We start from the raw sequence: 26485 nt of genomic DNA, 5'->3' as shown, positions 1-26485 counted from the left end.
TGTGAGGGATATATGACGCAGTCAGTGTCATTTAATAGTAGTGCTCAGCGGCTAATTAAGGACCGACTAACCCGCTACAGCGTAAGTGCTGGCGGGATTGTTGTTCTATTAGCACTGATCTTAATTTTCTTCTATTTATTATATGTAGTTGCACCTATCTTCTACGGCGCGAGTTTAGAAAAATCTAAAACGATTCCGTTACAAGATAGCAGTGCCACAGTGGCTATTGGTGTTGAAGAGCAAAACGAAATTGCCTACCGCTTTAATGAAGACGGGCAGTTAAGCTTTTTTAACCTAATCGATAGCCAGCGCGAGTTTCAAGACTATCAAGTTGAAGCAGACATTACTGCGTCAGACCGCACAGTGCCAAACCAAGGTTTGGTGGCTTACGGTACCAGTGATGGCTTGGCTTATATAGTTTCACCTAAATTTGGTATTAGTTACCCTAACGACAAGCGTTTAATTACGCCAAGCATAGCTTACCCGATGGGTGAGCAAGCGCTAGTTATTGACCCACAAGGCCAAGCTATTGAGCAGTTGGCTTTTGAGCGTCAAGAAGAGTCGGCAGTGGTAGCAGCAGTTACCGCCGATGGCCGAGGCTTGTTGGTTCGTTACGAAGCCGAAGAAGACATGTTTAGTGAGTCTTTGGAATGGCTGCCCGAAACGGCTGATATTCCTAGCTTGCCAAGTAACATCGATCAAATTTTGGTAACGCCAGACTTACGCCGTTTATACATTCGTAACGGCAATCAGTTGGCTAACTACAATATCTCCGATATTGATAACGTGCGCTTAAATTCAGTGGACTTCATTAATAGCACCGACAGCAATGTCACTGATATTGCCTTACTAACCGGTGCAAGTTCATTAATTGTTGCAAACGACAATGGCAAAGTAAGCCAGTGGTTTGATGTTGCAAAAGATGGGGTACGAAAGCTTACGCAAATTCGTGAGTTTGATGCAGGCGCTAAAGTAAACGAAATTGGCGTTGAGTACTTCCGTAAGGGCTTTGTGGTAAGTGGGGAAGATGGTTCTATTACTTTGTTCCACACAACCGGCGGTGGCCGTTTAGTGCGTGAGATGACCGATGCTAAAGCCTTTAGCTTAGCTTTCTCTCCGCGAGCCAGTGGTCTACTCACTGAGACTGAAAACGGTCTTGAGTTTTATCACGTAGACAACGAGCACCCAGAAGTAACGTGGCGTGCCTTGTGGAGCAAAATTTGGTACGAAGGTTACCCTGAGCCGCAATATGTATGGCAATCAACTTCAGCCAGTGATGACTTTGAGCCTAAGCTCAGCTTAGTGCCAATTTCTTTTGGTACCATTAAAGCCGCTTTTTACGCGATGTTGTTTGCAGCGCCTATTGCTTTAGCTGGGGCTATCTACACTGCTTACTTTATGTCAGCGCCACTGCGCAAAGTGGTTAAGCCTACCGTAGAAATTATGGAAGCTTTACCTACGGTAATTTTGGGCTTTTTGGCGGGTTTATGGTTAGCGCCATTAATTGAAGACAACTTGCCTGGCGTAATTGCCATTATGTTGCTGCTACCGGTAGGTTTTTTGCTCACTGCTTTTGCTTGGTCAAAAATGCCGAAGAAAGTACGCCAGTTGCTACCAGAAGGTTGGGATGCAATCGTACTTATTCCAGTAGTTTTGTTTATTGGCTGGGGCTGTATCCAAATTAGCCCAGCGCTTGAGCAATGGATGTTCGACGGCGATGCACGTTTATACCTAACCAACGAGCTAGGCATTAACTTCGACCAACGTAATTCTATGGTGGTGGGTTTAGCCATGGGCTTTGCGGTTATTCCTACGATTTTCTCTATTGCAGAAGACGCGATTTTCTCAGTGCCAAAGCATTTGAGTAATGGCTCTTTAGCATTGGGTGCCACGCCTTGGCAAACCCTCACTAAAGTGGTGATTTTAACTGCTAGCCCGGGTATTTTCTCGGCAGTAATGATGGGCCTTGGTCGCGCAGTAGGTGAAACCATGATTGTACTTATGGCTACCGGTAATACCCCAGTAATGGATTGGAGTATCTTCCAAGGCATGCGTACTTTGTCGGCAAACATTGCGGTAGAGATGCCAGAGTCAGAAGTGGGAAGCTCACATTACCGAGTGCTGTTCTTAGCAGCCTTTGTATTGTTTGTATTTACCTTTGCATTTAACACCATTGCTGAATTTGTGCGCCAACGTCTGCGCGACAAATACAGCTCGCTGTAAATAGGGATATGGGAACTAACCGATGAATAAGTGGTTTAAATCAGGTAACCCGTGGATATGGATGACAGCGGGTGCGGTAAGCATAAGCTTAGTAGCAGTGATTGGATTGCTGCTGTTAATTGCCGCACGCGGTCTGGTCTATTTCTGGCCAAGTCCTGTACTTGAAATGGAAGTCAAACAGTTTGGTGAAACTCAAACTGTGATTGGCGAGTTGTATGACACCGAGCTTGTGCCTATTGAGCGCTTAAAAGCCTCTGGTGCAAATTTAGAAGGCTTAGATGGCGACTTTGTAGAGCGCTTTTTGATTAAGACCGGTAACCGTGAATACGTAAACTTAGATTTTCGTTGGTTAACCGAAAATGAAATCTTATCGAAGAAGCAGCCTGAAGGCATTGCGGTGGTTGAGCGTCGCACCAATGGTAACTTTTACGGTTACGTTGAAGGTATTGTTAAAGGTGACACCACCATTAATGCTGCTGATGATGCTGATCACGAAAAGCTGTTTGAGTTGTTAGAACGCTCTAATGGCATTATTGATCAAGCCGACTCGCTGCAGCGTCATGATATTGGTGGCATTAACTACAGCCTAGAGCGTTTACGTTTAAAGCAGCGTAAGTATGAGCTGGCAGATGAGCTAACGCCTGAACGCTTAGCTGGTATTGAAGCCGACGCCGAGCAATTGCACCAAGACTACTTGGTACTTGAGAAGCAACTATTTGCTTACCGTGATGATGCACGCCGTGACCAACTGATTATCCGTGATATGCGCGGTGAGTTGGTGACAATTCCAATGGATAATGTATTGGATGTGTTCTTCCCAAATGAGATGAACTGGTTCCAAAAACTAGCACATTGGGGGCATCAAGCGGTTAAATTTATTGTGTCTGAGCCACGTGAAGCTAATACCGAAGGCGGGGTATTCCCAGCTATCTTTGGTACGGTATTCATGGTGATGTTGATGGCCGTTATTGTTACGCCTTTAGGGGTTGTAGCCGCCATTTACTTGCACGAATATGCCGGCAATAACAGCTTTACTCGCTTAATACGAATCGCGGTAATTAACTTAGCTGGTGTACCTTCTATTGTTTACGGTGTATTTGGCTTAGGTTTCTTTGTTTATATGCTAGGTGGCAGTATTGACTCCTTGTTCTATCAAGAGTCGTTACCTACGCCAACTTTTGGCTCACCGGGTGTAATTTGGGCAGCCCTAACCTTGGCGATTCTTACCTTACCAGTGGTGATTGTATCTACCGAAGAAGGTTTGTCGCGGATACCTAGTGCGGTTCGTCAAGGCTCACTAGCTTTAGGCGCTACCAAAGCAGAAACGCTGTGGCGTATTGTTATTCCTATGGCGAGCCCGGCAATTATGACTGGCCTTATTTTGGCGGTAGCCCGTGCAGCCGGTGAAGTTGCGCCGTTGATGTTAGTAGGTGTCGTGAAACTAGCACCAACATTACCGCTTGATGGCAACTTCCCGTTCATTCACCTAGAGCGCAAATTCATGCACTTAGGCTTCCACATTTATGATGTGGGTTTCCAAAGCCCGAACGTAGAAGCAGCTCGACCTTTGGTGTACGCCACGGCATTTTTATTGGTAACGGTTATTATTGGCTTAAACTTAGCAGCCATCCAAATCCGTAACCGTTTACGCGAAAAGTTTAAAACGTTAGACCAATAAGCTAACGGCAATTTGTAGGAAAAAAAATGATTTCTTTGAATACAGAAAATAGTCGAGATACTAAATTAGATTTGGCTAACTTAACTGCAGAGCAAACTGCATTGGAAGTAAAGAACCTGGATCTTTACTACGGCAACAAACAAGCTTTGTTCGATGTGTCGATGAAGATCCCTAAAGGGCAAGTTACCGCCTTTATTGGCCCATCGGGCTGCGGTAAATCAACCTTATTGCGCTGTATTAACCGTATGAATGACTTGGTTGATATTTGTAAAATTAGCGGAGAGATCTTGCTACACGGGCAGAACATTTACGATAAAAGCGTAGACGTAGCCGCGCTACGTCGTAACGTTGGTATGGTGTTTCAGCGTCCAAACCCATTCCCAAAGTCTATTTACGAAAATGTAGTATATGGTTTACGCCTGCAAGGTATTAAAGATCGTCGCGTATTAGATGAAGCAGTAGAACGCTCACTACGTGGTGCAGCCTTGTGGGAAGAGGTAAAAGACCGCTTACACGAGAATGCTTTTGGTTTATCTGGTGGTCAGCAACAGCGTTTGGTAATTGCCCGCGCCATTGCGATTGAGCCTGAAGTGCTATTATTGGATGAACCTACATCAGCACTTGACCCAATTTCTACATTGACGATTGAAGAGTTGATTAACGACCTTAAGAGTCGTTACACCGTGGTGATTGTAACTCACAACATGCAACAAGCTGCGCGAGTATCAGACCAAACAGCCTTTATGTATATGGGCGACATGGTGGAATATGCTGATACCAATACCTTGTTTACAACACCAGCGAAGAAGCAAACCGAAGATTACATTACAGGCCGTTACGGTTAACCAAACCGTCGCTGAGGAAAAGATATGGATAAGTTAAACATGAACAAACACATATCTGGTCAGTTTAATGCTGAACTGGATCATGTGCGCAATCAAATTATGGCAATGGGTGGCTTAGTTGAACAGCAACTGATTGACGCCCTTAGCCTGTTAAGCCGACCTGACGCAGAGTTAGTGAGCAAGGTAATTAGCACCGACAGCAAAGTAAACTCTTTTGAAGTTGCTATTGATGAAGAGTGCACTCGCATTATTGCTAAGCGCCAACCTGCAGCTAGTGACTTACGTATTGTAATGGCGATTATTAAAACCATTGCTGATTTAGAGCGTATTGGTGATGCAGCAGAAAGCATTGCCCGTATGGTTGAGCGAAACATGGATAAACCGCTTAAGGCGTCTCTAAGTAGCTTAGAGCACTTGGGCCAGCACACCGCCAAAATGCTGCATGACGTGTTAGATGGTTTCGCACGTATGGATGTAGAAATGGCGTGGAGTGTTCACCAAGAAGATAAAAAGGTGGATAAAGAATACGAGCGCTTAATTCGTGAGTTGATGACTTATATGATGGAAGACCCTCGTTCTATTCCTCAAGTGCTAGATGCCTTAAACGCTGCACGTGCTATTGAGCGAGTAGGTGACCGTTGTCAAAACATTGCTGAGTACATTATCTACTTCGTAAGAGGTAAAGATATTCGCCATTTAGCCGGAGATGAAGTGGAAAAGCTGCTTTAAGGCTAAGGTTTAGGTGATAAAAAAGCTGGCGATTGGCCAGCTTTTTTAGTTTTTAGAGAAAAATATTTAAATTTTTTTCATTTCTCTGGTCTGATCTCTTCAAAAATCCATTTCTGTTTAATAACAACTTTTCCCGCTTATGTATCTTTAGTTGCTTAGTTGGCGAAAACAACACCGTTAATATAATTTTAAACTGTTGTTTAAAACAGCTTGTAAGTGCTTATTAAATATAATGTAACTTTCGTCTAATTGTCCTTCTATGAGACCTAGCTAACCTATTTACCTTTACGTAAGCGTCAATTGGTTTGGATGTTTTGGGTTACTTGTTCGTCAACTTGTATTTATATTACGTAATTAAATTTCTTTTTTCGACAAAGGTAGTAAACGGAAGGTTGACTAGTTGTTAATAAAATAGAGTTAATACTTTAAATAAAGCTTTGCTTTTGTTTTTCCCGGTGTTATAAAAAACAGGGTCTTGGGGAGGTTTTTAAACGGTTGTTTAATTTGTATCTCGATTTAAGACGAGGTTAGGTGTTTATCATTGAGGCTGTTTTATTTTTGTAACTGTAATTACAACTACGTAAAAGCTACATGTTTGGGTCGCAATTTACGTTAGATACAGTGGCAATTTACAAACAGGTGAACACTTAGCTAAATAAAGCCGACCAGGTTAATAAGCAGTGGCCAACGAGCTTAATAACAAGGCTAGATAAGGAGCAAAAGCCACAGTCAAAAGCAACAATAATGCTGATACGGCGCTCCAAACTTAGCTCGGTACTTTTAGACAAAAAAAGCAAAAGTTAAAAGTATCGAGTTGTATTTTCCAAGCATGTGTTGCTTGGCATTAATTAAAGAGTAACCGCACAAATAGCGGTACCAAAAAACTACGTGAATGAGTGATACAAGCTACTTGTATCGAGGAATAGAGTCTAAGAGGGATTGAACATGACATTAACAAGAGAACAGCAAATTCAAGCATTAGAAAAAGACTGGGCAGAGAACCCTCGCTGGAAAGGCGTTAAGCGTCCTTACACTGCTGAAGAAGTAGTGAAACTGCGTGGTTCTATTACCCCTGAAAACACCATTGCTCGACGTGGCGCCGAGAAGCTATGGACCTTAGTAAACGGCCAAGCTAAAAAAGGTTATGTAAACTGTTTAGGCGCTTTAACCGGTGGCCAAGCCGTTCAGCAAGCTAAAGCGGGCATCGAAGCTATCTACTTATCAGGTTGGCAGGTTGCCGCCGATAATAACTCTGCCTCTAGTATGTACCCTGATCAATCGCTATACCCTGTAGATTCCGTGCCTAAAGTGGTTGAGCGTATTAACAACTCTTTCCAACGTGCCGACCAAATTCAATGGGCCAATGGTCTGTCTCCTGCAAATGGTGGCTTAGATTACTTCTTACCAATTGTTGCCGACGCAGAAGCGGGTTTTGGCGGGGTGTTAAACGCCTTTGAGCTAATGAAGAACATGATCAAAGCGGGTGCTGCTGGTGTTCACTTTGAAGATCAACTTGCTTCAGTTAAAAAATGTGGCCACATGGGCGGAAAAGTATTGGTTCCAACCCAAGAAGCGGTGCAAAAACTGGTTGCAGCACGCTTTGCGGCTGACGTTGCCGGTGTTCCTACTTTGGTGATTGCTCGTACAGATGCTAACGCTGCAGACTTGCTAACCTCAGATGTAGACCCTTACGATGCCGAGTTCGTAGAAGGTGAACGCACAGCTGAAGGCTTCTACAAAGTACGTGCGGGTATCGACCAAGCGATTAGCCGAGGCCTAGCTTATGCAGAGTACGCCGATTTAATCTGGTGTGAAACTGCAACACCTTGCTTGGAAGAAGCTCGTAAATTTGCCGAAGCTATTCATGCTAAGCACCCAGGTCAGCTGTTAGCTTACAACTGTTCACCATCATTTAACTGGCGTAAGAATCTAGATGATGAAACCATTGCTAAGTTCCAGCAAGAGCTTAGCGACATGGGTTATAAGTACCAGTTCATCACCTTAGCCGGTATTCATAACATGTGGTACAACATGTTTGATCTTGCCCATAACTATGCGCAGGGCGAGGGCATGAAGCACTACGTGAACATGGTTCAAGAGAAAGAGTTCCAAGCTGCTGACCGAGGTTACACTTTCGTAGCTCACCAACAAGAAGTGGGTACGGGCTACTTTGACCAAGTAACCAACGTGATTCAAGGTGGTCAATCTTCAGTAACCGCGTTAACCGGTTCTACCGAAGAAGAGCAATTTAGCTAAGATTTACTATTTAGACACTAATAATAAAAACGCTATGTAACACCTATTTGAGCAGCCTAAGGGCTGCTCTTTTTCTATTTAATTAGTCTGATAGTTGCTCACAAATTCTTGAGCGTGAAGAAGCACCTTAGGGTAAAGCGCTAAAAATACTGCATCAAGTTCTGCAGAGTGACAAAGAATATCCTCGTACAACAGCTCTAGCTTTGCCGGGCGGCGCAGTCGCCGGCTAATAGCGCGTAAGGTGCCGGCAACACTGTCTTGATGCTGGTATTGTTCTAACCAATCATATTCACGCATATGGCTGGCGGTATGTTTGGCTTTGTCTGTTAGTGGGAAATGCTGGAGTTCTTCATAACACTGGCTTATAAACTCAGAACGTGAGTTGGTAGAAAAACGTTGCCAGTGCAAACTCAGCAAATAGTCGAAATACACGTCTAGGGCTATACCAGAGTAGCGTCTTAAACTGGTTTGAAAACAGTGAGCTAAACCCAGTTGATTGACTTGCTGATCGGTAAAGCTATCTATTTTTCGGTGTAGCTTTACGCCAAGTTGTACCTCGCTGTGGTAACTTTGCCAATTTTGTCCTTTTACAAAGTCGCCCAGAAAAGCGCCCACAATAGACGTGTTAGTATGCTGTGCAATCTGAAAGTGAGCTAAATAGTTCATTCACTAAGCATATATTAGGCAGCGGCACTTAGGCAGCTTTTGCAACATTAAACCCAATTTCTGCATATATTGCTTAAAGCCTTCAATCCTCCCTATAAGTAATCATTCAAAGGATGTTATTAGTGAACAGCAAAGTAATAACTCTCAGTATATTGTAGACAACTCGTATAATGATAAGGAGCAAACTTATATGTCGGATGAGAAGCGAATGACTGATAAAATTCCATCAGAAAAGCCTGTTTTTTAGATTTATTTTTACAGAGAAATAGAGTGGCTTGGGCGATATTTGGAGCACATCTGTTTTTAGTGCTAATACCAGTTTTGTGGAGTGACTTAAGGACAATAATCAGTTACTTTGCTGAAGCTTTTATCCTTACTTTTACCCTAATAAACATTTATCTATATAAAACGAAGAAAGTCTTTTTTGTGCACGGCGAGCTCGGTAACTATGCGGAAAAGCGTTTAGATAGGTCAGGGTTGCTAGGTAACATATACGTTTTTATTAACTTATGCCTCTATTTATTTATATTTACATATATATTCGTAAGAAGCTAATAACCAGATAGAAACATCGCTAAAGGATTTATTGAGAACAATTTGGACAATTAATGAAACACTTTTTTTATTTACTAGTCATACTCTTGGTTATGGGGTGCACGCCAACCGAGCCAGAAAAAAAGAACAACTTTCAATACGATGTAATAAAGGTGCCTTTAGCAATTAAGAAAGGACACTTTAAAGAGGCAAGAGAGTTGGCTGACCATTTAACAACTACTTATACTGATGAACCGCTATCCTACTATTGGTGTGGATTAGCTTATACTAATAAGGGGGGGGCTAACGCCGAAGAGTATACCCTTACCGAGGGCGCTCTATTTGAGAAGGGAATTACATGCTATGAGAACGCTCTTAAAATAGCGCCTGATTTCACGGACGTGTGGACAATTCTTATATCAACGTACGCAGATTCTAACCAACATACAGAGGCAATCGACACATTTGAACAGTTCTGGAATGAATATGAACTGCCTGATAAAGACAACTATTTGTGGAGTGCAATATTTGTCGTTGAGCAGTCATATGTTGAGGAAGGTAAGCAAAAGCAGCTCTACCAAATTTATTCTCAGATAATACGCTCAGGTATCGAAGATGAAGAATTACAAGCTCGCTTTTTAAAGCTAAAGGAAAGTATGGAAGACGAATCAATTAATAAATAGCCGCAAAAAATAGAGGAAAAAAGGATACCCAAGTCTTTTACATTAAATCCAGTTGTTGCATGTACTGCTTAAAACCTTCAACCCAGAAATCACTATGTTCATAAAAAAGTGCGTGGCCGTTTGCTGATGAGCCTAAAGAGTAAAACTGAAAATCTATCTGCCCGCCGGCTTCCTCAAAAGCTTGAGCGTAGCTTTCTATTTCACTATCTGAGTAATAAGGATCGTTGCGGCCATACAAAAATAAGTGGGGGAGTGGGTTGTTGTTAGCTGCCTGGCTAAACAAGCCTTGATTACTGGCAAGTGGGGTTTTGATTTGGCATTGGCCACCCATCCAACCACCGGAAAAATTAACTACGCCTTTAAACTTTTGAGGGTGTTTCGCAGCGTAAACTACCGATAATAATCCTCCTCGGGAATGACCACTAATGACAATCTTTTCTTGGTCTAGCCAAGTTTGTTGCTGCAGGTATTGCATGGTGGCATCTAGGCTTTGGGACGCGTAGTTAATACCCGACTCAACGCTATTTACACTGCAATTGTAAGATTCTTTATAACGGCCTTGTGATGCGCCTCTGCCTCGTCGCATTGGTATTAGCAAAGCAATGTTGTGCTTGTTTAAGTAAGCTCCAAATCCCCATGGCTTAATGGTTAGCGTGTTGGCTATTACGCCGGGCCCAGTAGAACCATGGTTAAAGATGACCAGTGGAAAAGGGCCTTCGCCTGCCGGTTTATATAAGGTTGCTTCTAACTGTATTTGCTTATCCCACAGCAGACCTTGCTCGGTCATTGGTATGTTTATGGTTTCACCCTGATCGAAAGCTTGGGCGATAGTTGCTAACAAGGTGAGTAACAGCGGTGCGAGGCGAAGCATCATAGCTTTAAAATCCTTAACAAGCTTGATAGGTGAGACTAGGGCCTGTTGATCTTTGGTGTTGAAATTTTGTTCGAGATAAGCGGGCTTTAATCGCGGCGAGCACTTAGAAGCCTAGTGTGCTAAGCAAGAAGTGCTTAACAAAGAGTAAAGTTCGCTTATCCGAACCCTTCGGGCAGCATTTCTTAGCCATTTATTCAGCGTTAGCGAGTGATTGTTAAGCCTACTTAACTGCACACTCACTGCCTTGCCTAAATGGCTAATAAATAGCTGCAAAAACCATCAGCAAAGATCAACAGACCCTAATAAACAATCTATAGCTTACCACTGCTGCGGTGGGCTTAGTTTGGCTTTTGTTAAAAAAGTGAAGGTAATTGAAATTGACTGTGGGAAGAATTATAGACAAAAAAAATCCAGCTCAAGGCTGGACAAAAAAACATAAGGAATGACTAATACGTGCTATCGCTAAGAGCACAATAGCAGGGGCGATTAGTGGCCCCATAAATCGACAAATTCAGTATCGGCTGAATGCGACGCCATAGGATGAGAGCGCCAAGCAATTTATGGATTAATCTTAGCGTGACAAAGCTCACAAAACAACCTGTTTTTGTAATTTTTTTACTAAAATATACAGGTTTTTTCTAATTTACTTAGCTGTGCGTCACGCTAATACTGAAATACTGTTGTAATATTACCTTATGCGTCAGGGCTTAAAGGTTCTTGTTCTGCCAGCATTTCTAGCAATGATATTGCAACACCTACAAAGTCAGTATCGGTAATTATTCCGATCAGCTTCTTACCTTCTACTACTGGCAGGCAGCCAATGCGGTGCCGTTCGATGTGCTTAGCGGCTTGCCCAACCCCTGCCGCTGCATCAACGGTATGCAACTTGGTCAGCATAATGTGTTTGAGCATTATTTGCTGTTCATGCGCGCGGCGCTGAGCTTCGGAAGTTTTGCTAAGGTTTGATTCTTGTGCGGCTAGTAAGGTTCGCTCGCTCACCAAACCAATAAGGTGTTGCTGACTATCCACTATAGGAAGATGGCGAATTTTGTGTTCGTTACACAAGCTAATAGCTTCTTCAAGCGTGGTCTGCTCAAAAGCAGTATGCGGGTTAGTGGTCATGATGTCGGCTACTTTAATCATAACGATACCTCTTGTTGTTTTCTCTCCTTTAAATTTAGTGTGTTAGCCAGAAAAGAGCTTGATGGAAATCAAGCTAATTAACGGCTTTGTAAACGGTTTATTAAAGTTGTTGTCTAGCTAGAAAAACTAACAAAAAATCGCTGTATTTTTTGCAAAATAAGCGATCTTCTGCTGCAAGTGTTAGTAGTTACATGCTAGATATTCTGGACGTGATGGCGCTATTTCAATTTGTCTAGGATATTGCTAAAAAAGTGTTTGGAATAAACGGTTTGCATAGTCGTCTGTCATACCCGCGATGTAGTCTGCAATCACCCTGGCTTGGCTTTCGTTGTCTTCACCTGCTTGCAACCAACGGCTGCGAGTATTGATGGGCAGTAAACGCTCTGGATCGCTGGCAAAAGCTTGAAATAACTCCATAACCACTTGCTGGCCTTTAAAGCGAACCATTTCTATCTCAGGTGTTTGAATCACATAGTGCAATACAAAATGTTTTAATACATCTAGCGCTTGCGCCATGGGAGGATCCATTTTAGCCTGATAGTCTAGCTGAGGTTCCTCAAATTTTGTTTGCGCTTGTAAGCTTATAGCGGTGATAAACCCATTCACAAGGCTGCCAATAGCATCTTTTTGATCGTAGTGATGTCGGCTAAATAGCTTCACCGACAGCCCGCCTATTTCATCTGCTAGCCAGCAATCTTTTATGTCGGCAATGGCCGAAGCTACCTGTTCTTGCCAGTCGTGTCGGCTAACTATGCCCATCACTATAGCGTCTTCTAAATCATGCACCCCATAAGCAATGTCATCAGCTAGCTCCATTATCGAGCAATCTAGGGATTTGTAGTTACTTTTACGGTGATGCGCGTCGCCTAGGCTGCGACTGCCAACAAAGGTCGTTCTATCAGCTTCGCTTAAGCTTTCAAGCACCCAGTTGTAAAGGTGCTTGTCATCATCATAAATACCTTTAGCTGGCGCCCAGTCCGCTACTTTTAACTGACGAAAGCTCTTAGCTACTGGTGGTAGCGGGTTTCTTTGCAATTGGCTGAGCAGGCAGGGGTACTTCATTATGCCTAACAGGGTTCGCCGGGTAAGGTTCATACCATTTGCACGAGTATACGGTTCAAGCTTGGTGAGAATACGAAAAGTTTGTGCATTGCCCTCAAAACCGCCGTCGTCACGCATCATGTAGTTGAGCGCTACTTCACCGCCGTGGCCAAAGGGCGGATGACCTATGTCATGAGCTAAGCAAAGGCTCTCGATAAGATTAAGCTCGGGCAATACGCAATTTTGTGGCTGATTGTTAGCGCTAATATGGCCAACAATACCAGTACCAATTTGCGCCACTTCAAGTGAGTGGGTGAGGCGAGTACGGTAGAAATCGTTGTTGCCTATGCTGAGGACTTGGGTTTTGTTTTGCAGGCGACGAAAGGCTGCGGAATGCAAAATTCGCGCTCTGTCTCGCTGCCAAACGCTGCGATGATCGTTACGTCTTTGATTTTGCTCTTCGGCGTATCTTGCTGTTCCAGCTTGTTGGCTTAGTTCACTCATTGCACGCTCCCAAGTTGCTTAATACCAATCGTACTAAGTAACTGTTCATTCTATCTGGTTAAAATGCTCGATAACTGCGTTAGAATTTTTGATCGTAGAATAGCTACTTATCGAAAAGCTCTGCCTTATTCCCGAGTATTTTTCCTGCGTTATTTCTGATCACTTACTTAATGTGATTGGTACAAGCTCTACACTACAACAGATTTTCTAAAAATAACATGACCTTAAGCTAATGCATCTGGCTGAATTAAACACAATAAAAAAGGGTGCTTAACGCACCCTTGTTGAGTTTTTGCAAGTGAGCTGCGATTAGTCGGCTTGGCGATAACCATCTAAGAAAGTGGCGATGCGGCCAATCGCTTCACGTAATTCTTCTTCGCGAGGCAAAAATACAATGCGGAAGTGATCTGGTTTGGTCCAGTTGAAGCCAGTACCTTGCACCACCAAAATTTTCTCTTGTTGCAGTAAGTCTAAGGCGAATTGTTGGTCGTCTTTAATGTTGAATTTTTTCACATCAAGCTTAGGGAACAAGTACATTGCTCCCTGCGGTTTTACACAACTTACACCGGGAATATCATTGAGTAGTTGCCAAGCTAAATTGCGCTGCTCATACAAGCGACCGCCTGGTACGATTAACTCATTAATACTTTGGTAACCACCTAAGGCGGTTTGAATGGCATGCTGAACTGGCACATTGGCACACAAGCGCATTGAGGCCAACATGTCTAAACCATCTATGTAATCTTTAGCGCGATGTTTAGGGCCGCTCACCAGCATCCAACCCGAGCGGAAACCACAGACTCGATAAGCCTTAGATAAACCGTTAAAGGTGAGGGTTAATACGTCGTCTGACAAAGTAGATAGAGGTACGTGCAGGGCTTCATCATAAATGACTTTCGAATAGATCTCGTCGGCAAATAAAATCAGATTATGCTGACGCGCTAATTCCACTAACTCCAAAAGCAATTCTTTACTATAAACTGCACCAGTAGGGTTGTTGGGGTTAATAACCACTAAGCCTTTGGTGCGAGGAGTAATTTTGCTGCGAATATCTTCAATGTCTGGGAACCAGCCAGCTTGTTCATCACATTCGTAATGTACAGGGTTACCGCCAGATAGTGTTACAGCGGCTGTCCATAATGGGTAATCCGGAGCTGGCACTAACATTTCATCGCCATTATTAAGCAGCGCTTGCATGGCCATTACGATTAGCTCACTCACACCGTTCCCTAAATAGATATCTTCTAGGGTAGTAGTGCGTAAGCCTTGCAATTGATAATGATGCATCACCGCTTTGCGGGCAGAGAATAAACCTTTTGAGTCACAGTAGCCTTGGGCGGTAGGTAGGTTATGAATAACATCTACCAGAATTTCTTCAGGGGCTTCAAAATTAAATTCGGCAGTATTGCCAATATTTAATTTGATAACACGGTGGCCGTCTTCTTCGAGGCGTTTTGCTTGTTTCAGCACTGGACCACGGATGTCGTAACATACGTTGTCTAGCTTATGTGACTTCTCTATTTGATACATGATGATTATGGGTCCCTTTACAATAAACGTATTAACTTATTTTTTGCGGTAGCATGCAAGTGTTTAGGCAAGCTAATTGCGCTTTTTCAGGATTTTTTATTATGAAAGCGCAGAACCGCGTTAGATGGTGATAAACTGACGGCGCAACATAATTGACTACTGCGAGACTATGTTAGAACTCAAACACTTAAAAACCTTACAAGCCTTAAGAGAAACCGGCTCTTTGGTGGTAGCTGCGCAGCGTTTATGCTTAACCCAATCGGCTCTTTCACATCAGCTCAAAGAGTTAGAATCGCGCATTGGGGCGAAGCTGTTTGTGCGTAAAACCAAGCCTTTGCGTTTTACTATGGCAGGCTTACGGGTGTTAGAGTTAGCAGATAGTGTGCTAGAGCAAGTTCAACATACCGAGCGTGAACTGGCCCGTTTAGTTGGTGGGCAAGCGGGGCGTTTGCACCTAGCCATTGAGTGCCATAGTTGCTTTAACTGGTTGATGCCTGCTATCGATAATTACCGAGGTTTGTGGCCAGATGTTGAGTTAGATTTCAGCAGCGGGTTTAGTTTTGAACCTTTACCTGAACTTGCCCAAGGTCAGTTAGATTTAGTTATTACTTCAGACCCTCAGCCTAGTGAAGGTATTGTATTTTCTCCACTGTTCTCTTATCAGCCGACCCTAGCTTTAAGCCCTAGTCATCCTTTGGTAGACAAGCCGGTAATAGAAGCAGAAGATTTTGCCAATCAAGTGCTCATCTCTTACCCAGTAGATACTCATCGTCTAGATCTGTTTAATCTGTTTTTAGACCCAGCCGGCGTTGAACCCTTAGCAGTACGTAAAGTGGATATGACCATTATGATGATGCAGCTGGTAGCCAGTGGCCGCGGGGTAGCTGTATTGCCAAATTGGGCATTAACTGAATATGTTAATAAAGGCTACATTGTGACGCGTGAGCTAGGAGACGGGAAACTGTGGCAAAACTTATATGCGGCGCGCCATGAAAGCCATCAAGACAGCGCCTATATCGAAGCGTTTTTAGATATTGCCCGGGAGCATTGCTTTAGTCATCTCGATGGTATTAAAGCTATCGGTGATAAATAACCGATGACTAAATAGGGTCTACAGCGATTAGTTGGTTATCAAACATGTTTTTGATTAAGCCAACAAACTCATCAATGAATTGCTGTTGCTGCTGGGTAGGGCTAGACATCCACACGCCAGAGAGAACTTGCTCTAAGTCGTTAACTATTGCGTCTATCTCGCGAATCACGGTGAAGCGGTGTTCACTGTCTAAATGCTCATGTTGACGACAAACCAACATCACGCTTTCTGATAGTTGCTCAGAGACATAGTCGCAAATAGTTAAGGGATTTTGCTGAGCTTGAGTATGCTCAAACAGCGCTAAGTTATCTGTTAAAAATCCTATTAACTGAATGTAACCTTCACTATCAGTTACCATCGTGCATGTATCCTCTCTCAAAAGTATTAGCCCTAGTGTATAACGAATATGCTCGAATACAACATGCGCTAAGACACATTTGTTAACACTTATAGGGTTTGGGTTAGCTCCGCTGAGTGAATGTAAGCCTGCAAGCAGTTACTTGGCAAAAATAAGCGTGGATTGGCACGGCGTAAGTCGCGCAAATGATAATCTAATAGGCGTTTATCTATTGGTGTATTGCTTTCGGTTTGTTGTAACCACTGTACCAAGCTTTGAGTATTTTGTTGGAAGCCCTGTTCTAAGCCAGCAATTTGTTGTTTGGTTTTAAGCATTTCTTCAACATTAAGCGGCGAGCGTTGCACCATATTTATGAGATAAGGCGTAAGTATACTCGCTTGCTTCATGTAGCTATCGTTCACTGGTACCGGTGATAACCTTAAGTTTTGCTGGCGCTCCAGCTGGCCACAAATATGGTTGGCTTTAAGCAGCGCCACAGTTTGCTGAATAATTTGGTTGGTATCAAAACCTTCGCCGTACATCTCATGAATGCCAGTGGCTAAATCGTGCTTAGCTAAACGCACTTTGTGAAAGGTGAGTTGCTCTCGGGTAAACAACCTAACTCGGCTAGGTGCTGCTGGTCGCGGCACAATAATCGCAATTTGATTACGTTTTTGCTCAAAGTACAAGTTGGCTATCGCATGTTGTTGCTCACTAATGCTGATCAGCTGGCCGCTAATTTGGCAGCCCACTGATTTAGGAACATCACCTAAATGGCTGGCACTTACATATTGATGCGGGTAGTCGGGTAGTGCTTGAATTTGTCCTAGTTGGCGCTGCATAAAGTGAGTTGCGATAGCTGCGCGACATATCGCGTTTTCACCAATCGCAGGCGGATTCAATACCTTCCAGCCAATCAACACAGCGGTAAGCAGCAACAAGCTGCTACTAATTGCTATTAAGGGTTGACGCCGAATGATCATGTTGGCCTCACAAGACAAAGAAAAACACAGATAGTTAAGTTATCTGTTACTTGCCGAAAAACTAAAGAGATTATTGAAAGTATAGTCCACCAAAAGCGGACCGCGGGGGCAGTATTAACGAAAGCGATAATGTTTTTTTGAGTACACCTCGGACAATTAGTCATGCCTGGGGGAATGTAAACGCATTTACTGACGGGGTTTGAAAACAGACGGAATCTTAGTTACTTATCAATAAAGTGGAGTTTCACTCAATTGGGTTATTGAACGCTTTGTTCGGTGCTCTAGTATAGCATTCCATTTAAAGTCTCTTGTCTAAAGCAGCTTATAGCTATTGGATTTATTATGCGTTTGGAATTGCCTCATAAAAGTTGGCAGAGAAAGACTCTTTTGGTACTGGTTTGTATGCTTATTGTGGGAATGCTACCGGAGTATAATGGTTTTTTTAGAAGTGATGATTCGTTTGAGAATACTAGTGAAATTTGTGGAACGGTGGAGTCATATTTTTATACTGGTTCTGGGAAAACATTCTCAGCTTGGTATCTGATTGTTGATAACGATGAAGGTAGATTTCAATTTAATGTTGACCGTCCTTTTATATTGCCATATATCCCTGACTTTAGAGAGCACATTGATTCGCCGATATGTATTGAATATATACCGATTCAATATAGCTCTCGAAGTAACAAATTTGTTGTTAATATTCTTTTTGATGGTAAAGAGTTACTAAACAAATCCTTAGTCAAAGAATATTATTTTACGCCGATAAGTCCTCTGTATCCGTTTTATCTTTTTGTTGTGTTTGTGTTGATTCTCGTTTTAACGGTACGGTTTGACGATTAGCCATGTGTGGCTAGCGGCCTTAAGATGAGAGGCTGCAGAATTAGCACTAATGGTTTAATAAAAAGTGTTAGGCAATTTGGCGCTTGAACGGAGGTTGTTCGGCCAACTCAACAGTGCCTTTGGGCTTGCTACAGCAGCTAAGAATTTGCCCTTTAGGAATGTTAGCTAAAGGCGTGTGGCTATATTCCACTTCGCCTTTTACTAGGGTGGTTCTGCAGGCGCCGCATACACCTTCGCGGCAATGATACTCCGGCGTAAAGCCAGCTTGTTCATACGCTTCTAAGATGCTTTTGTGGTGGCTATCAACCACCACTTCTATTCCGCCTGCAATAACGCGGCCTTCTTTCTGAGACATTACAGCTCAAAGTCCTCGAAGTCGTCGATATCAATACTAGAGTCGATTTGCCCTACTAAGTAAGAGCTAATCTCTGCTTCTTGTGGTGCCACTTGTACGTTGTCTGATACCAACCAAGAGTTGATCCAAGGGATAGGGTTGCTGCGATCTTCAAAGCAAGGTAACAAGCCCACCGCTTGCATGCGTGTATTGGTAATGTATTCAACGTATTGGCAAAGAATGTCTTCATTTAACCCAATCATCGAGCCATCTTTGAATAGGTATTTTGCCCATTCTTTTTCTTGCTCTGCGGCATCGGTAAACATGCGCCATGCGTCTACTTCACACTCGGCAGCAATTTCGGCCATTTCTGGATCGTCTTTGCCTTCGCGCATTAGGTTAATCATGTGCTGAGTACCGGTTAAATGCAGTGCTTCGTCACGGGCAATTAGCTTAATGATTTTGGCGTTACCTTCCATTAATTCGCGCTCTGCAAAGGCAAATGAACAGGCAAAGCTTACGTAGAAACGAATCGCTTCAAGTACGTTCACCGACATTAAGCAAAGATATAGTTTTTTCTTAAGCTCTCGCACGGTGATGTTATGAACAACACCATCAACCTCATGCTCTCCTTCACCATGCAGGTGGTAAATAGAGGTGGCTTGAATCAGATCGTCGTAGTAGCCGGCAATGTCGTTAGCGCGCTTGATGATCTCTTCATTTTCCATGATGTCATCAAATACTTCACCAGGGTTGCCCATTACATTACGAATAATGTGGGTGTATGAGCGAGAGTGAATGGTTTCACTAAAGGCCCAAGTTTCAATCCAGGTTTCTAACTCTGGCAAACTAACTAGTGGCAACAAAGCCACGTTAGGCGAACGGCCTTGAATACTATCAAGCAGTGTTTGGTACTTAAGGTTACTAATAAAAATATGCTGTTCGTGAGCCGGCAGTTTGTTGTAGTCAATACGGTCACGGCTTACGTCTACTTCTTCTGGACGCCAGAAGAAAGACAGTTGTTTTTCGATTAGTTTTTCAAAAATCTCATGACGCTGTTGGTCATAACGGGCCACGTTTACAGGCTGACCAAAGAACATTGGTTCTTTGGTAGCATCGTTGGCATTTTGAGTAAAAATTGAGTAGCTCATCTACATTTTTCCTAAAAATTTCTTAATGCGCTTTAGCGCGTAAACTTGGCTTAAATCTTACATGCTCCGCCAGCGCAATCATCATCTTCTGGCTCTGGCTTCAGGTCGTCTTGTTGGTCGCTAGCACCGTCGCGGGTGTTATGGTAGTACAGCGTTTTAACCCCATATTTGTAGGCGGTTAGCAAGTCGGCAATTAATGCTTTCATTGGTACGCGGTTACCTTCATAACGGCTTGGGTCGTAGTTAGTGTTGGCCGAGATACTTTGGTCAACAAACTTCTGCATTAGGCCAACTAGCTGCAAATAACCTTCGTTGCTAGGAATGTCCCACAGTAATTCGTAGTTGTCTTTAAGTGCTTCAAACTCTGGCACTACTTGTTTCAAAATACCGTCTTTACTGGCTTTAACGCTAATAAAACCGCGAGGTGGCTCAATACCGTTAGTTGCATTTGAAATCTGGCTAGAAGTCTCTGACGGCATTAAGGCAGAAAGCGTAGAGTTACGTAAGCCGTGAGTGACAATCTCTTCACGCAGCTCTTCCCAGTCGTAATGCAAAGGCTCATCGCTAAGCTTGTCTAACGACTGTTTGTAAGTATCGATAGGTAATACACCTTTCGAGTAAGTCGTCTCATTAAACATTGGGCAAGCGCCTTGCTCTTTGGCTAAGCGCATAGACGCCTTAAGCAACCAGTATTGAATCGCTTCAAAGGTGCGGTGAGTCAGGTTGTTGGCACTGCCATCGCTGTACTTAGTGCCATTTTTAGCTAGGTAGTAGGCGTAGTTGATAACACCTATCCCTAAGGTACGACGGCCATCAGAGCCTTTCTTGGCGGCTTTGATTGGGTAATCTTGATAATCTAGCAGGCTATCTAGAGCACGAACAGCAAGGTCAGACAGCTCTTCTAACTCATTTAAGTCTTCAATAGCGCCTAAGTTAAAGGCCGAAAGCGTACAAAGGGCAATTTCGCCGTTTTCATCATGTACATGTTGTAGCGGCTTGGTTGGTAAGGCAATTTCTAAACATAGGTTAGATTGGCGAACCGGTGCTTGTGCTGGGTCAAATGGGCTGTGAGTATTACAGTGGTCTACGTTTTGAATGTAGATGCGACCCGTTGAGGCGCGCTCTTGCATTAGCAACGAGAACAGGTCAACGGCCTTAATTTGTTCTTTACGGATGCTTGGGTCTTGCTCGTATTTCACATACAAGCTTTCAAACTTGTCTTGGTCTTCGAAGAAGGCATCGTAAAGCCCAGGTGCATCACTTGGTGAGAATAAGGTGATGTTCTCACCTTTTACCAAGCGTTGGTACATAAGCTTGTTAAGCTGCACACCGTAGTCCATGTGACGAACTCGGTTATCGTCTACACCACGGTTGTTTTTAAGTACTAAAAGTGATTCTACTTCTAGGTGCCAAAACGGGTAGAAAATTGTGGCTGCACCGCCGCGAACACCGCCTTGCGAGCAACATTTAACCGCTGTTTGGAAATACTTATAAAACGGAATACAACCCGTGTGGAAGGCTTCACCACCGCGAATTTCACTGCCTAGGGCGCGAATACGACCTGCGTTAATACCAATGCCCGCACGTTGTGAAACGTAAGTTACGATTGAAGAAGCTGTGGCATTAATTGACTCTAAGCTGTCGCCACACTCAATCAATACACAAGAGCTAAACTGGCGAGTTGGGGTACGTACGCCCGACATGATTGGCGTAGGTAAAGAGATTTTAAATTTAGACGTTGCATCATAAAAGCGACGAATGTAATCAAGACGAACCGATTTGTCGTAGTGAGCAAATAAACATGCTGCTACCAAAATATACAAGAACTGGGCACTTTCGAAAATTTCACCTGTAACGCGGTTTTGTACTAGGTATTTTCCTTCAAGTTGCTTAACTGCGCCGTATGAGAAGTCCATGTCGCGCCAATGGTCGATAAAGTCGTCCATTTGGGCAAATTCTTCAGGGCTGTAGTCTTTAAGCAAATGCATGTCGTAGCGGCCAGCTTCACACTGTTTTACTACGTGGTCGTAAAGCTTAGGTGGTTCAAATTGACCATAGGCTTTTTTGCGTAAATGGAATACTGCTAAACGCGCCGCCAAAAATTGGTAGTCTGGCGTTTCTTGAGAGATTAAATCTGCCGCAGCCTTAATTATGGTTTCATGAATATCTTTAGTGGCCATGCCATCGTAGAACTGGATATGAGACTTAAGTTCTACCTGCGATACCGAGACATTTTTAAGGCCTTTGGCGGCCCAAGTTATCACTCGGTGAATCTTGTCTAAGTTGATCGCTTCTTGTTTACCGCTGCGTTTGGTTATCAGAAGATCTTTATTCATGAAGGGGAGGCCCTGTTATCCTAATTTCGCTACTGCTGATCTAGTACTGCTATTTTTCCTTAGCCACTAGATATAGTGTTTTCAAATTTTATGGATACAAGATAATGAGGTTTTGGCTTTTTCGCAAGTCTTGGCAAAGTTGAAGATATTGTGTATAACTTGCAAATAACTCGGCTATGTTAGTAGTTACTAACTAGCTATCTATATAAGCTGACTAAGCTTGCATTAATGCAAGTTTTTTTTCGTAAAATTTTACTCAAAAAATTTATTTTTATAAAACTTGAACTTGCTTACAAATCGCCCAGCCAGTCGATTATTGTTTGTTCGAGCTGTTCACTTTTTTGGCAGTGAATATTTGCAGCCCATTGCTCAACCTTGTCTTCTTCAGAGAGATAACCCCACAGGGCAAGTAGGGTCGTCATATTGGTATTATTGCCCGCCTGAATATCGCGTTCAGCATCGCCCACATATAAGCAGTTCTCAGGCTTAACATTTATGATTTGGCAAGCCAATAGCATGGGTGCAGGGTCGGGCTTACGCAGTGGCAGTGTATCGCCGCCAACCAATACGCCAGACTGTTCAAACTCGGGGAAGAAGCGAAGTAACTGCTTACTTAAGCCCTCGGGCTTATTGGTAATTACCCCCCAAGAAATCTGGTGTTGGTTAAGCCATTGTAATGCTTGTTTAATTCCGGGGAAAAAATCGGTTCCTTGGCAGATGTTTTGCTCGTAGTAGTCAAGTAATTGTTGGCGTAATTCAGCTTGGGGTTGTTGCTCCCAAGTGCTGCCAAAGCCAGCCTTTAGTAAGCCGATAGCGCCGTGAGAGCTAAGCTGGCGTGCTTGGGCTAAGCTGAGTGGCGCTTGTTGGTGTTGCTCTAGCACATAGTTAGCAGCAGCGCCTAAGTCTGGTGCAGTATCAAGTAAGGTACCATCAAGGTCGAACAGTACCGCCGCTTGCTTATTCATTATTGCTCCGGTTTAGCTAATTGCACCATGTAGTTAACATCTACGTTTTTACTTAAGCGAAAGCTTTCAATAATAGGGGTAAATTGCACACCACTAATGGCTTCGCTACGTAAGTTGCTTTGGTCGGCCCATGCTAGTAGCTCCGAAGGGCGGATGAATTTGTCATGTTGGTGAGTGCCATCGGGAACAATTTTTAGTAACTTCTCTGCAGCAAGAATCATATAAAGGTAGGCTTTTGGCGTTCGGTTAATGGTAGAGACAAATACTTTACCGCCCGGTTTAACCATGCTGGCACAAGCCGCAATCACTGAGCCTGGGTCCGGTACGTGCTCTATCATCTCCATGCAGGTTACTACATCGTAGTGCGCTTGATGGGCTTCGGCATGCGCTTCTGCAGTGGTTTGTAAGTAGTTAAGTTGGCTACCGGTTTCTAAAGCATGTAGCTTGGCGACTTCAATTTGCTCTTTGCCCATATCAATAGCAGTAACGTCGGCACCACGAACCGCCATGCTTTCGGCTAAAATACCGCCACCGCAGCCTACATCGAGTACTTTTTTGCCAAATAAGCCTGCCGCGCCGCGCTCAATATAATCTAAACGCAGTGGATTGATTTGGTGAAGGGTTTTGAATTCCCCTTGTTTATCCCACCAACGTGAGGCTAAGCCTGCAAAATGTGCAATTTCTTGATGGTCAACATTTTCGTTGCTTTGAGGGTGTTCCATAAACTTGTCAATCCACGTCAGTATTTGTAGGCATTATAAGAACTTGTTCATTGCAGTCACTAGCTTTTGTTCAATTCTTGAGTTTTTTCATTTTTCTAACTGAAAAGAGCGACATCAAGCCTGTTAAGGCCGTTATTTTATGGTAAAGTTTGCGATTACGCTGAGTAATTGTAAAAAGCAATAAAAACGAAGGATTTTGTCGTCTATGAGCGATCTTGCAAAAGAGATTACGCCGGTCAATATCGAGGATGAGTTAAAGAGCTCATATCTTGATTACGCCATGAGCGTTATTGTGGGGCGCGCCTTGCCAGATGTACGTGATGGTTTAAAACCAGTACATCGCCGGGTGCTTTACGCAATGAATGTTTTGGGTAACGACTGGAATAAACCCTATAAAAAATCTGCCCGTGTGGTAGGTGACGTAATTGGTAAATATCACCCACATGGTGATAGTGCTGTTTACGATACGATTGTTCGCATGGCGCAGCCATTTTCGCTGCGTTACATGTTGGTAGACGGTCAAGGTAACTTTGGTTCGGTGGACGGCGATTCTGCGGCGGCCATGCGTTATACCGAAATCCGTATGGATAAGTTAGCCCACTCTTTACTGGCCGACTTAGAAAAAGAAACCGTAGACTTCGTACCTAACTACGATGGTACAGAGCAAATCCCTGAAGTACTGCCAACTCGAGTTCCTAACCTATTGGTTAATGGTTCTTCTGGTATTGCGGTAGGTATGGCGACCAACATTCCACCACACAACTTAACCGAAGTGGTTAACGGTTGTTTGGCAATGATTGAAAATCCAGACATCACTATTGATGAGCTGATGGAATTTATTCCAGCGCCAGATTTCCCTACTGCCGGTATCATTAACGGCCGTGCTGGTGTTATTCAAGCTTACCGTACTGGTCGTGGCAAAGTTTCTATTCGTGCTAAAGCCGAAGTAGTTACCGAGAAAAACGGTAAAGAAACCATTATTGTTCACGAGATCCCTTACCAGGTGAACAAAGCTCGTTTAATCGAGAAGATGGCCGAGCTGGTTAAAGATAAAAAACTAGAAGGTATTTCTGCTCTACGTGATGAGTCTGATAAAGACGGTATGCGTATTGTGGTTGAGCTTAAGCGTGATGCAGTGGGTGAAGTTGTACTAAACAACTTGTATTCACAAACGCAAATGCAGGTATCTTTTGGTATGAATATGGTGGCCTTGGATAACGGCCAGCCTAAGATATTCAACCTGCAAGAAATGATCGAGTGTTTCATTCGCCACCGCCGCGAAGTGGTTACACGTCGAACCGTATTTGAATTGCGCAAAGCGCGCGATCGTGCCCACATCCTTGAAGGTTTAGCCATTGCGCTAGCTAACATCGATGAGATTATTGAGCTAATCAAAACCTCACCAACCCCTGCTGAAGCAAAAGCTGCATTAGTGGCTAAGGGTTGGGATTTAGGCGCAGTATCAGCAATGTTAGAGCGTGCTGGTGATGACGCGGCTCGCCCAGATTGGCTAGAAGCTGAATTTGGTATTCGTGATGGCCAATACTTCATCACACCAATTCAAGCTCAAGCAATTCTAGACTTACGTTTACACAAGTTAACCGGTCTAGAACATGAAAAAATCATTGGCGAATACAAAGACCTGTTGGAACTTATCGCCGAATTACTCCACATTTTAAATAGCCCTGAGCGTTTGATGGAAGTAATTCGTGACGAACTTATCGAAGTGCGTGAGCAGTTTGGTGATGAGCGTCGCACCGAGATTTCTGCCAACAGTGCTGATATTTCTCTAGAAGACTTAATTAACGAAGAAGACGTGGTAGTAACCCTATCTCACGAAGGCTACGTTAAGTACCAACCATTGACTGAGTACGAATCTCAGCGCCGTGGTGGTAAAGGTAAAGCAGCAACCAAGATGAAGAATGAAGACTTCATCGAGAAATTGCTGGTTGCCAATACTCACGATACCGTACTGTGTTTCTCAACGGTAGGTAAAGTTTACTGGATGAAGGTTTACCAACTGCCGCTTGCGAGTCGTCAAGCGCGTGGTAAGCCAATTGTTAACTTACTTCCGTTAACTGAAGATGAGCGCATTACCGCTATCTTGCCGGTACGTGAGTACGAAGAAGACAAGTTCATCTTGTTTGCGACCGCTAACGGTACCGTTAAGAAAACACCGCTAACAGCATTTAAACGTCCGCTATCAAGTGGTATTCGTGCTATTAACCTTAATGATGATGACAAGCTAATTGGCGTAGATATTACCAACGGTAATAACGAAATTATGCTGTTCTCTGATGCAGGTAAAGTGGTTCGCTTTAACGAGAAGCAACGTGATAGTGAAACTGGCGCTGTGAAGCTAGACCCAGAAACTGGCGAAGAGCTATTAGCATTGCGTCCAATGGGTCGTACCGCTGCTGGTGTTCGTGGTATTTCACTTGATGCTGGCCAGAAAGTGGTATCGTTGATTGTGCCAACTGGTGACGGTGATATTCTTACCGCTACAGAAAATGGTTACGGTAAGCGTACCAAGCTTGATGAGTACCCAGCTAAGAGCCGTGCAACTAAAGGTGTTGTTTCTATTAAGGTGAGTGAGCGTAACGGCCTAGTGGTTGGTGCGGTTCAGGTAACCGAAGCGCAAGAAATGATGCTAATTACTAACGGTGGCACCTTGGTGCGTACTCGAGTAAATGAAGTATCTCTAGTGGGTCGTAATACTCAAGGTGTTACTTTAATCCGTACTTCTGAAGATGAGAAAGTGGTAGGCCTTCAGCGTATCGATGAAATTGAAGAAGACGAGTTAGAAGAGCTAGCCGAAGGCGAGCAGGCGGCTGAGGTAAGTGATGCAGCACCAAGCGGGGATGCACCAACTGCAGACGATGCTGGTGAGGCAGAGCCCGATCAGCAGTAAGCTAAAAATATAAAAACAACGGGCGGCTTTTAGCCGCTCGTTTTAGTTTAAAAAGATTATATGAACCACTTAAGTGGTCGCACACAACATAGAGTAAGAGATGTAGC

The 26485-nt window shown here is 43.5% G+C and carries 21 protein-coding genes; 9 read left to right on the top strand and 12 right to left on the bottom strand.

The window, feature by feature from the left end; all coding sequences use genetic code 11:
• The first annotated feature begins 12 nt into the window (after positions 1 to 12).
• The 5 genes from ACYFDN_RS02560 (at position 13) to aceA (ending at position 7731) form a co-directional block, all read left to right on the top strand.
• Positions 13 to 2223: an ABC transporter permease subunit gene (locus tag ACYFDN_RS02560; protein WP_483509898.1), complete on the top strand. Its 2211-nt coding sequence runs from the start codon at positions 13 to 15 to the stop codon at positions 2221 to 2223.
• 22 nt (positions 2224 to 2245) lie between these two features.
• Positions 2246 to 3901, top strand: a complete 1656-nt coding sequence (gene pstA / locus ACYFDN_RS02555; RefSeq protein ID WP_338625389.1) for a phosphate ABC transporter permease PstA — start codon at positions 2246 to 2248, stop codon at positions 3899 to 3901.
• Positions 3902 to 3927: 26 nt separating this feature from the next.
• Positions 3928 to 4746, top strand: coding sequence for a phosphate ABC transporter ATP-binding protein PstB (pstB, locus tag ACYFDN_RS02550; RefSeq protein WP_016401740.1), 819 nt, complete (start codon positions 3928 to 3930; stop codon positions 4744 to 4746).
• Positions 4747 to 4770: 24 nt separating this feature from the next.
• Positions 4771 to 5475: a phosphate signaling complex protein PhoU gene (gene phoU / locus ACYFDN_RS02545; protein WP_016401739.1), complete on the top strand. Its 705-nt coding sequence runs from the start codon at positions 4771 to 4773 to the stop codon at positions 5473 to 5475.
• A 945-nt stretch (positions 5476 to 6420) separates the two neighbouring features.
• Positions 6421 to 7731 carry an isocitrate lyase gene (gene aceA / locus ACYFDN_RS02540; protein ID WP_483509897.1) on the top strand — a complete coding sequence of 437 codons (1311 nt, stop codon included), beginning with the start codon at positions 6421 to 6423 and terminating at the stop codon, positions 7729 to 7731.
• 78 nt (positions 7732 to 7809) lie between these two features.
• On the opposite strand, the gene ACYFDN_RS02535 is transcribed toward aceA, so the two are convergent.
• Positions 7810 to 8397, bottom strand: a complete 588-nt coding sequence (locus ACYFDN_RS02535) for an acyl carrier protein phosphodiesterase (RefSeq protein ID WP_483509896.1) — start codon at positions 8395 to 8397, stop codon at positions 7810 to 7812.
• Positions 8398 to 9005: 608 nt separating this feature from the next.
• On the opposite strand from ACYFDN_RS02535, the gene ACYFDN_RS02530 reads away from it, so the two are divergent.
• The gene (locus ACYFDN_RS02530; protein WP_483509895.1) at positions 9006 to 9614 is read left to right on the top strand and encodes a hypothetical protein; all 609 of its coding nucleotides are present in this window, start codon (positions 9006 to 9008) and stop codon (positions 9612 to 9614) included.
• A gap of 37 nt (positions 9615 to 9651) precedes the next feature.
• Here ACYFDN_RS02530 and ACYFDN_RS02525 read toward each other — a convergent pair whose 3' ends face one another.
• From ACYFDN_RS02525 to ACYFDN_RS02510, 4 genes are all read right to left on the bottom strand, one after another.
• Positions 9652 to 10488 (bottom strand): dienelactone hydrolase family protein, encoded by an 837-nt coding sequence (locus ACYFDN_RS02525; protein ID WP_483509894.1) that lies wholly within the window; start codon positions 10486 to 10488, stop codon positions 9652 to 9654.
• A gap of 693 nt (positions 10489 to 11181) precedes the next feature.
• On the bottom strand, positions 11182 to 11631 hold the full coding sequence (locus ACYFDN_RS02520) for a CBS domain-containing protein (RefSeq protein ID WP_016401734.1): 450 nt from the start codon (positions 11629 to 11631) through the stop codon (positions 11182 to 11184).
• A 243-nt stretch (positions 11632 to 11874) separates the two neighbouring features.
• Positions 11875 to 13176 carry an anti-phage deoxyguanosine triphosphatase gene (locus tag ACYFDN_RS02515; RefSeq protein ID WP_483509893.1) on the bottom strand — a complete coding sequence of 434 codons (1302 nt, stop codon included), beginning with the start codon at positions 13174 to 13176 and terminating at the stop codon, positions 11875 to 11877.
• A 309-nt stretch (positions 13177 to 13485) separates the two neighbouring features.
• Positions 13486 to 14706: a pyridoxal phosphate-dependent aminotransferase gene (locus ACYFDN_RS02510; RefSeq protein WP_016401732.1), complete on the bottom strand. Its 1221-nt coding sequence runs from the start codon at positions 14704 to 14706 to the stop codon at positions 13486 to 13488.
• Positions 14707 to 14875: 169 nt separating this feature from the next.
• Between ACYFDN_RS02510 and ACYFDN_RS02505 the strand changes: the two genes are divergently transcribed.
• The gene (locus ACYFDN_RS02505) at positions 14876 to 15799 is read left to right on the top strand and encodes a LysR substrate-binding domain-containing protein (RefSeq protein ID WP_152781354.1); all 924 of its coding nucleotides are present in this window, start codon (positions 14876 to 14878) and stop codon (positions 15797 to 15799) included.
• 7 nt (positions 15800 to 15806) lie between these two features.
• Here the strand turns inward: ACYFDN_RS02505 and ACYFDN_RS02500 are convergent, their stop codons facing one another.
• Together ACYFDN_RS02500 and ACYFDN_RS02495 are read right to left on the bottom strand one after the other, a co-directional pair.
• Complete coding sequence (locus ACYFDN_RS02500) at positions 15807 to 16157, bottom strand: DUF3802 family protein (protein ID WP_016401730.1); 351 nt, start codon at positions 16155 to 16157, stop codon at positions 15807 to 15809.
• 89 nt (positions 16158 to 16246) lie between these two features.
• Positions 16247 to 17119 (bottom strand): hypothetical protein, encoded by an 873-nt coding sequence (locus ACYFDN_RS02495; protein ID WP_483509892.1) that lies wholly within the window; start codon positions 17117 to 17119, stop codon positions 16247 to 16249.
• A gap of 342 nt (positions 17120 to 17461) precedes the next feature.
• On the opposite strand from ACYFDN_RS02495, the gene ACYFDN_RS02490 reads away from it, so the two are divergent.
• Positions 17462 to 17959, top strand: a complete 498-nt coding sequence (locus tag ACYFDN_RS02490; RefSeq protein ID WP_406611001.1) for a hypothetical protein — start codon at positions 17462 to 17464, stop codon at positions 17957 to 17959.
• A 67-nt stretch (positions 17960 to 18026) separates the two neighbouring features.
• On the opposite strand, the gene yfaE is transcribed toward ACYFDN_RS02490, so the two are convergent.
• The 5 genes from yfaE to ubiG all read right to left on the bottom strand — a co-directional run bounded on the left by yfaE (position 18027) and on the right by ubiG (position 23467).
• A complete protein-coding gene (yfaE, locus tag ACYFDN_RS02485) occupies positions 18027 to 18314 on the bottom strand; it encodes a class I ribonucleotide reductase maintenance protein YfaE (RefSeq protein WP_152781350.1) in 288 nt (95 codons plus the stop codon).
• Entirely contained in the window at positions 18314 to 19444 is a 1131-nt protein-coding gene (gene nrdB / locus ACYFDN_RS02480) for a class Ia ribonucleoside-diphosphate reductase subunit beta (RefSeq protein ID WP_220720956.1), read from the bottom strand. Before nrdB ends, yfaE begins: the two co-directional genes overlap by 1 nt.
• Positions 19445 to 19494: 50 nt before the next feature.
• Entirely contained in the window at positions 19495 to 21780 is a 2286-nt protein-coding gene (nrdA, locus tag ACYFDN_RS02475) for a class 1a ribonucleoside-diphosphate reductase subunit alpha (RefSeq protein WP_016401726.1), read from the bottom strand.
• Positions 21781 to 22070: 290 nt separating this feature from the next.
• On the bottom strand, positions 22071 to 22745 hold the full coding sequence (locus tag ACYFDN_RS02470) for an HAD family hydrolase (RefSeq protein ID WP_483509891.1): 675 nt from the start codon (positions 22743 to 22745) through the stop codon (positions 22071 to 22073).
• Positions 22745 to 23467, bottom strand: coding sequence for a bifunctional 2-polyprenyl-6-hydroxyphenol methylase/3-demethylubiquinol 3-O-methyltransferase UbiG (ubiG, locus tag ACYFDN_RS02465; RefSeq protein WP_483509890.1), 723 nt, complete (start codon positions 23465 to 23467; stop codon positions 22745 to 22747). Before ubiG ends, ACYFDN_RS02470 begins: the two co-directional genes overlap by 1 nt.
• 205 nt (positions 23468 to 23672) lie before the next feature.
• On the opposite strand from ubiG, the gene gyrA reads away from it, so the two are divergent.
• Positions 23673 to 26378 (top strand): DNA topoisomerase (ATP-hydrolyzing) subunit A, encoded by a 2706-nt coding sequence (gene gyrA / locus ACYFDN_RS02460; RefSeq protein WP_483509889.1) that lies wholly within the window; start codon positions 23673 to 23675, stop codon positions 26376 to 26378.
• The last annotated feature ends 107 nt before the right edge of the window (positions 26379 to 26485 follow it).

Source organism: Agarivorans sp. D1326 (genome assembly GCF_056958115.1).
Note: the sequence above shows the minus strand (reverse complement) of the source record. Positions and strands in the feature narration are given on the sequence as shown.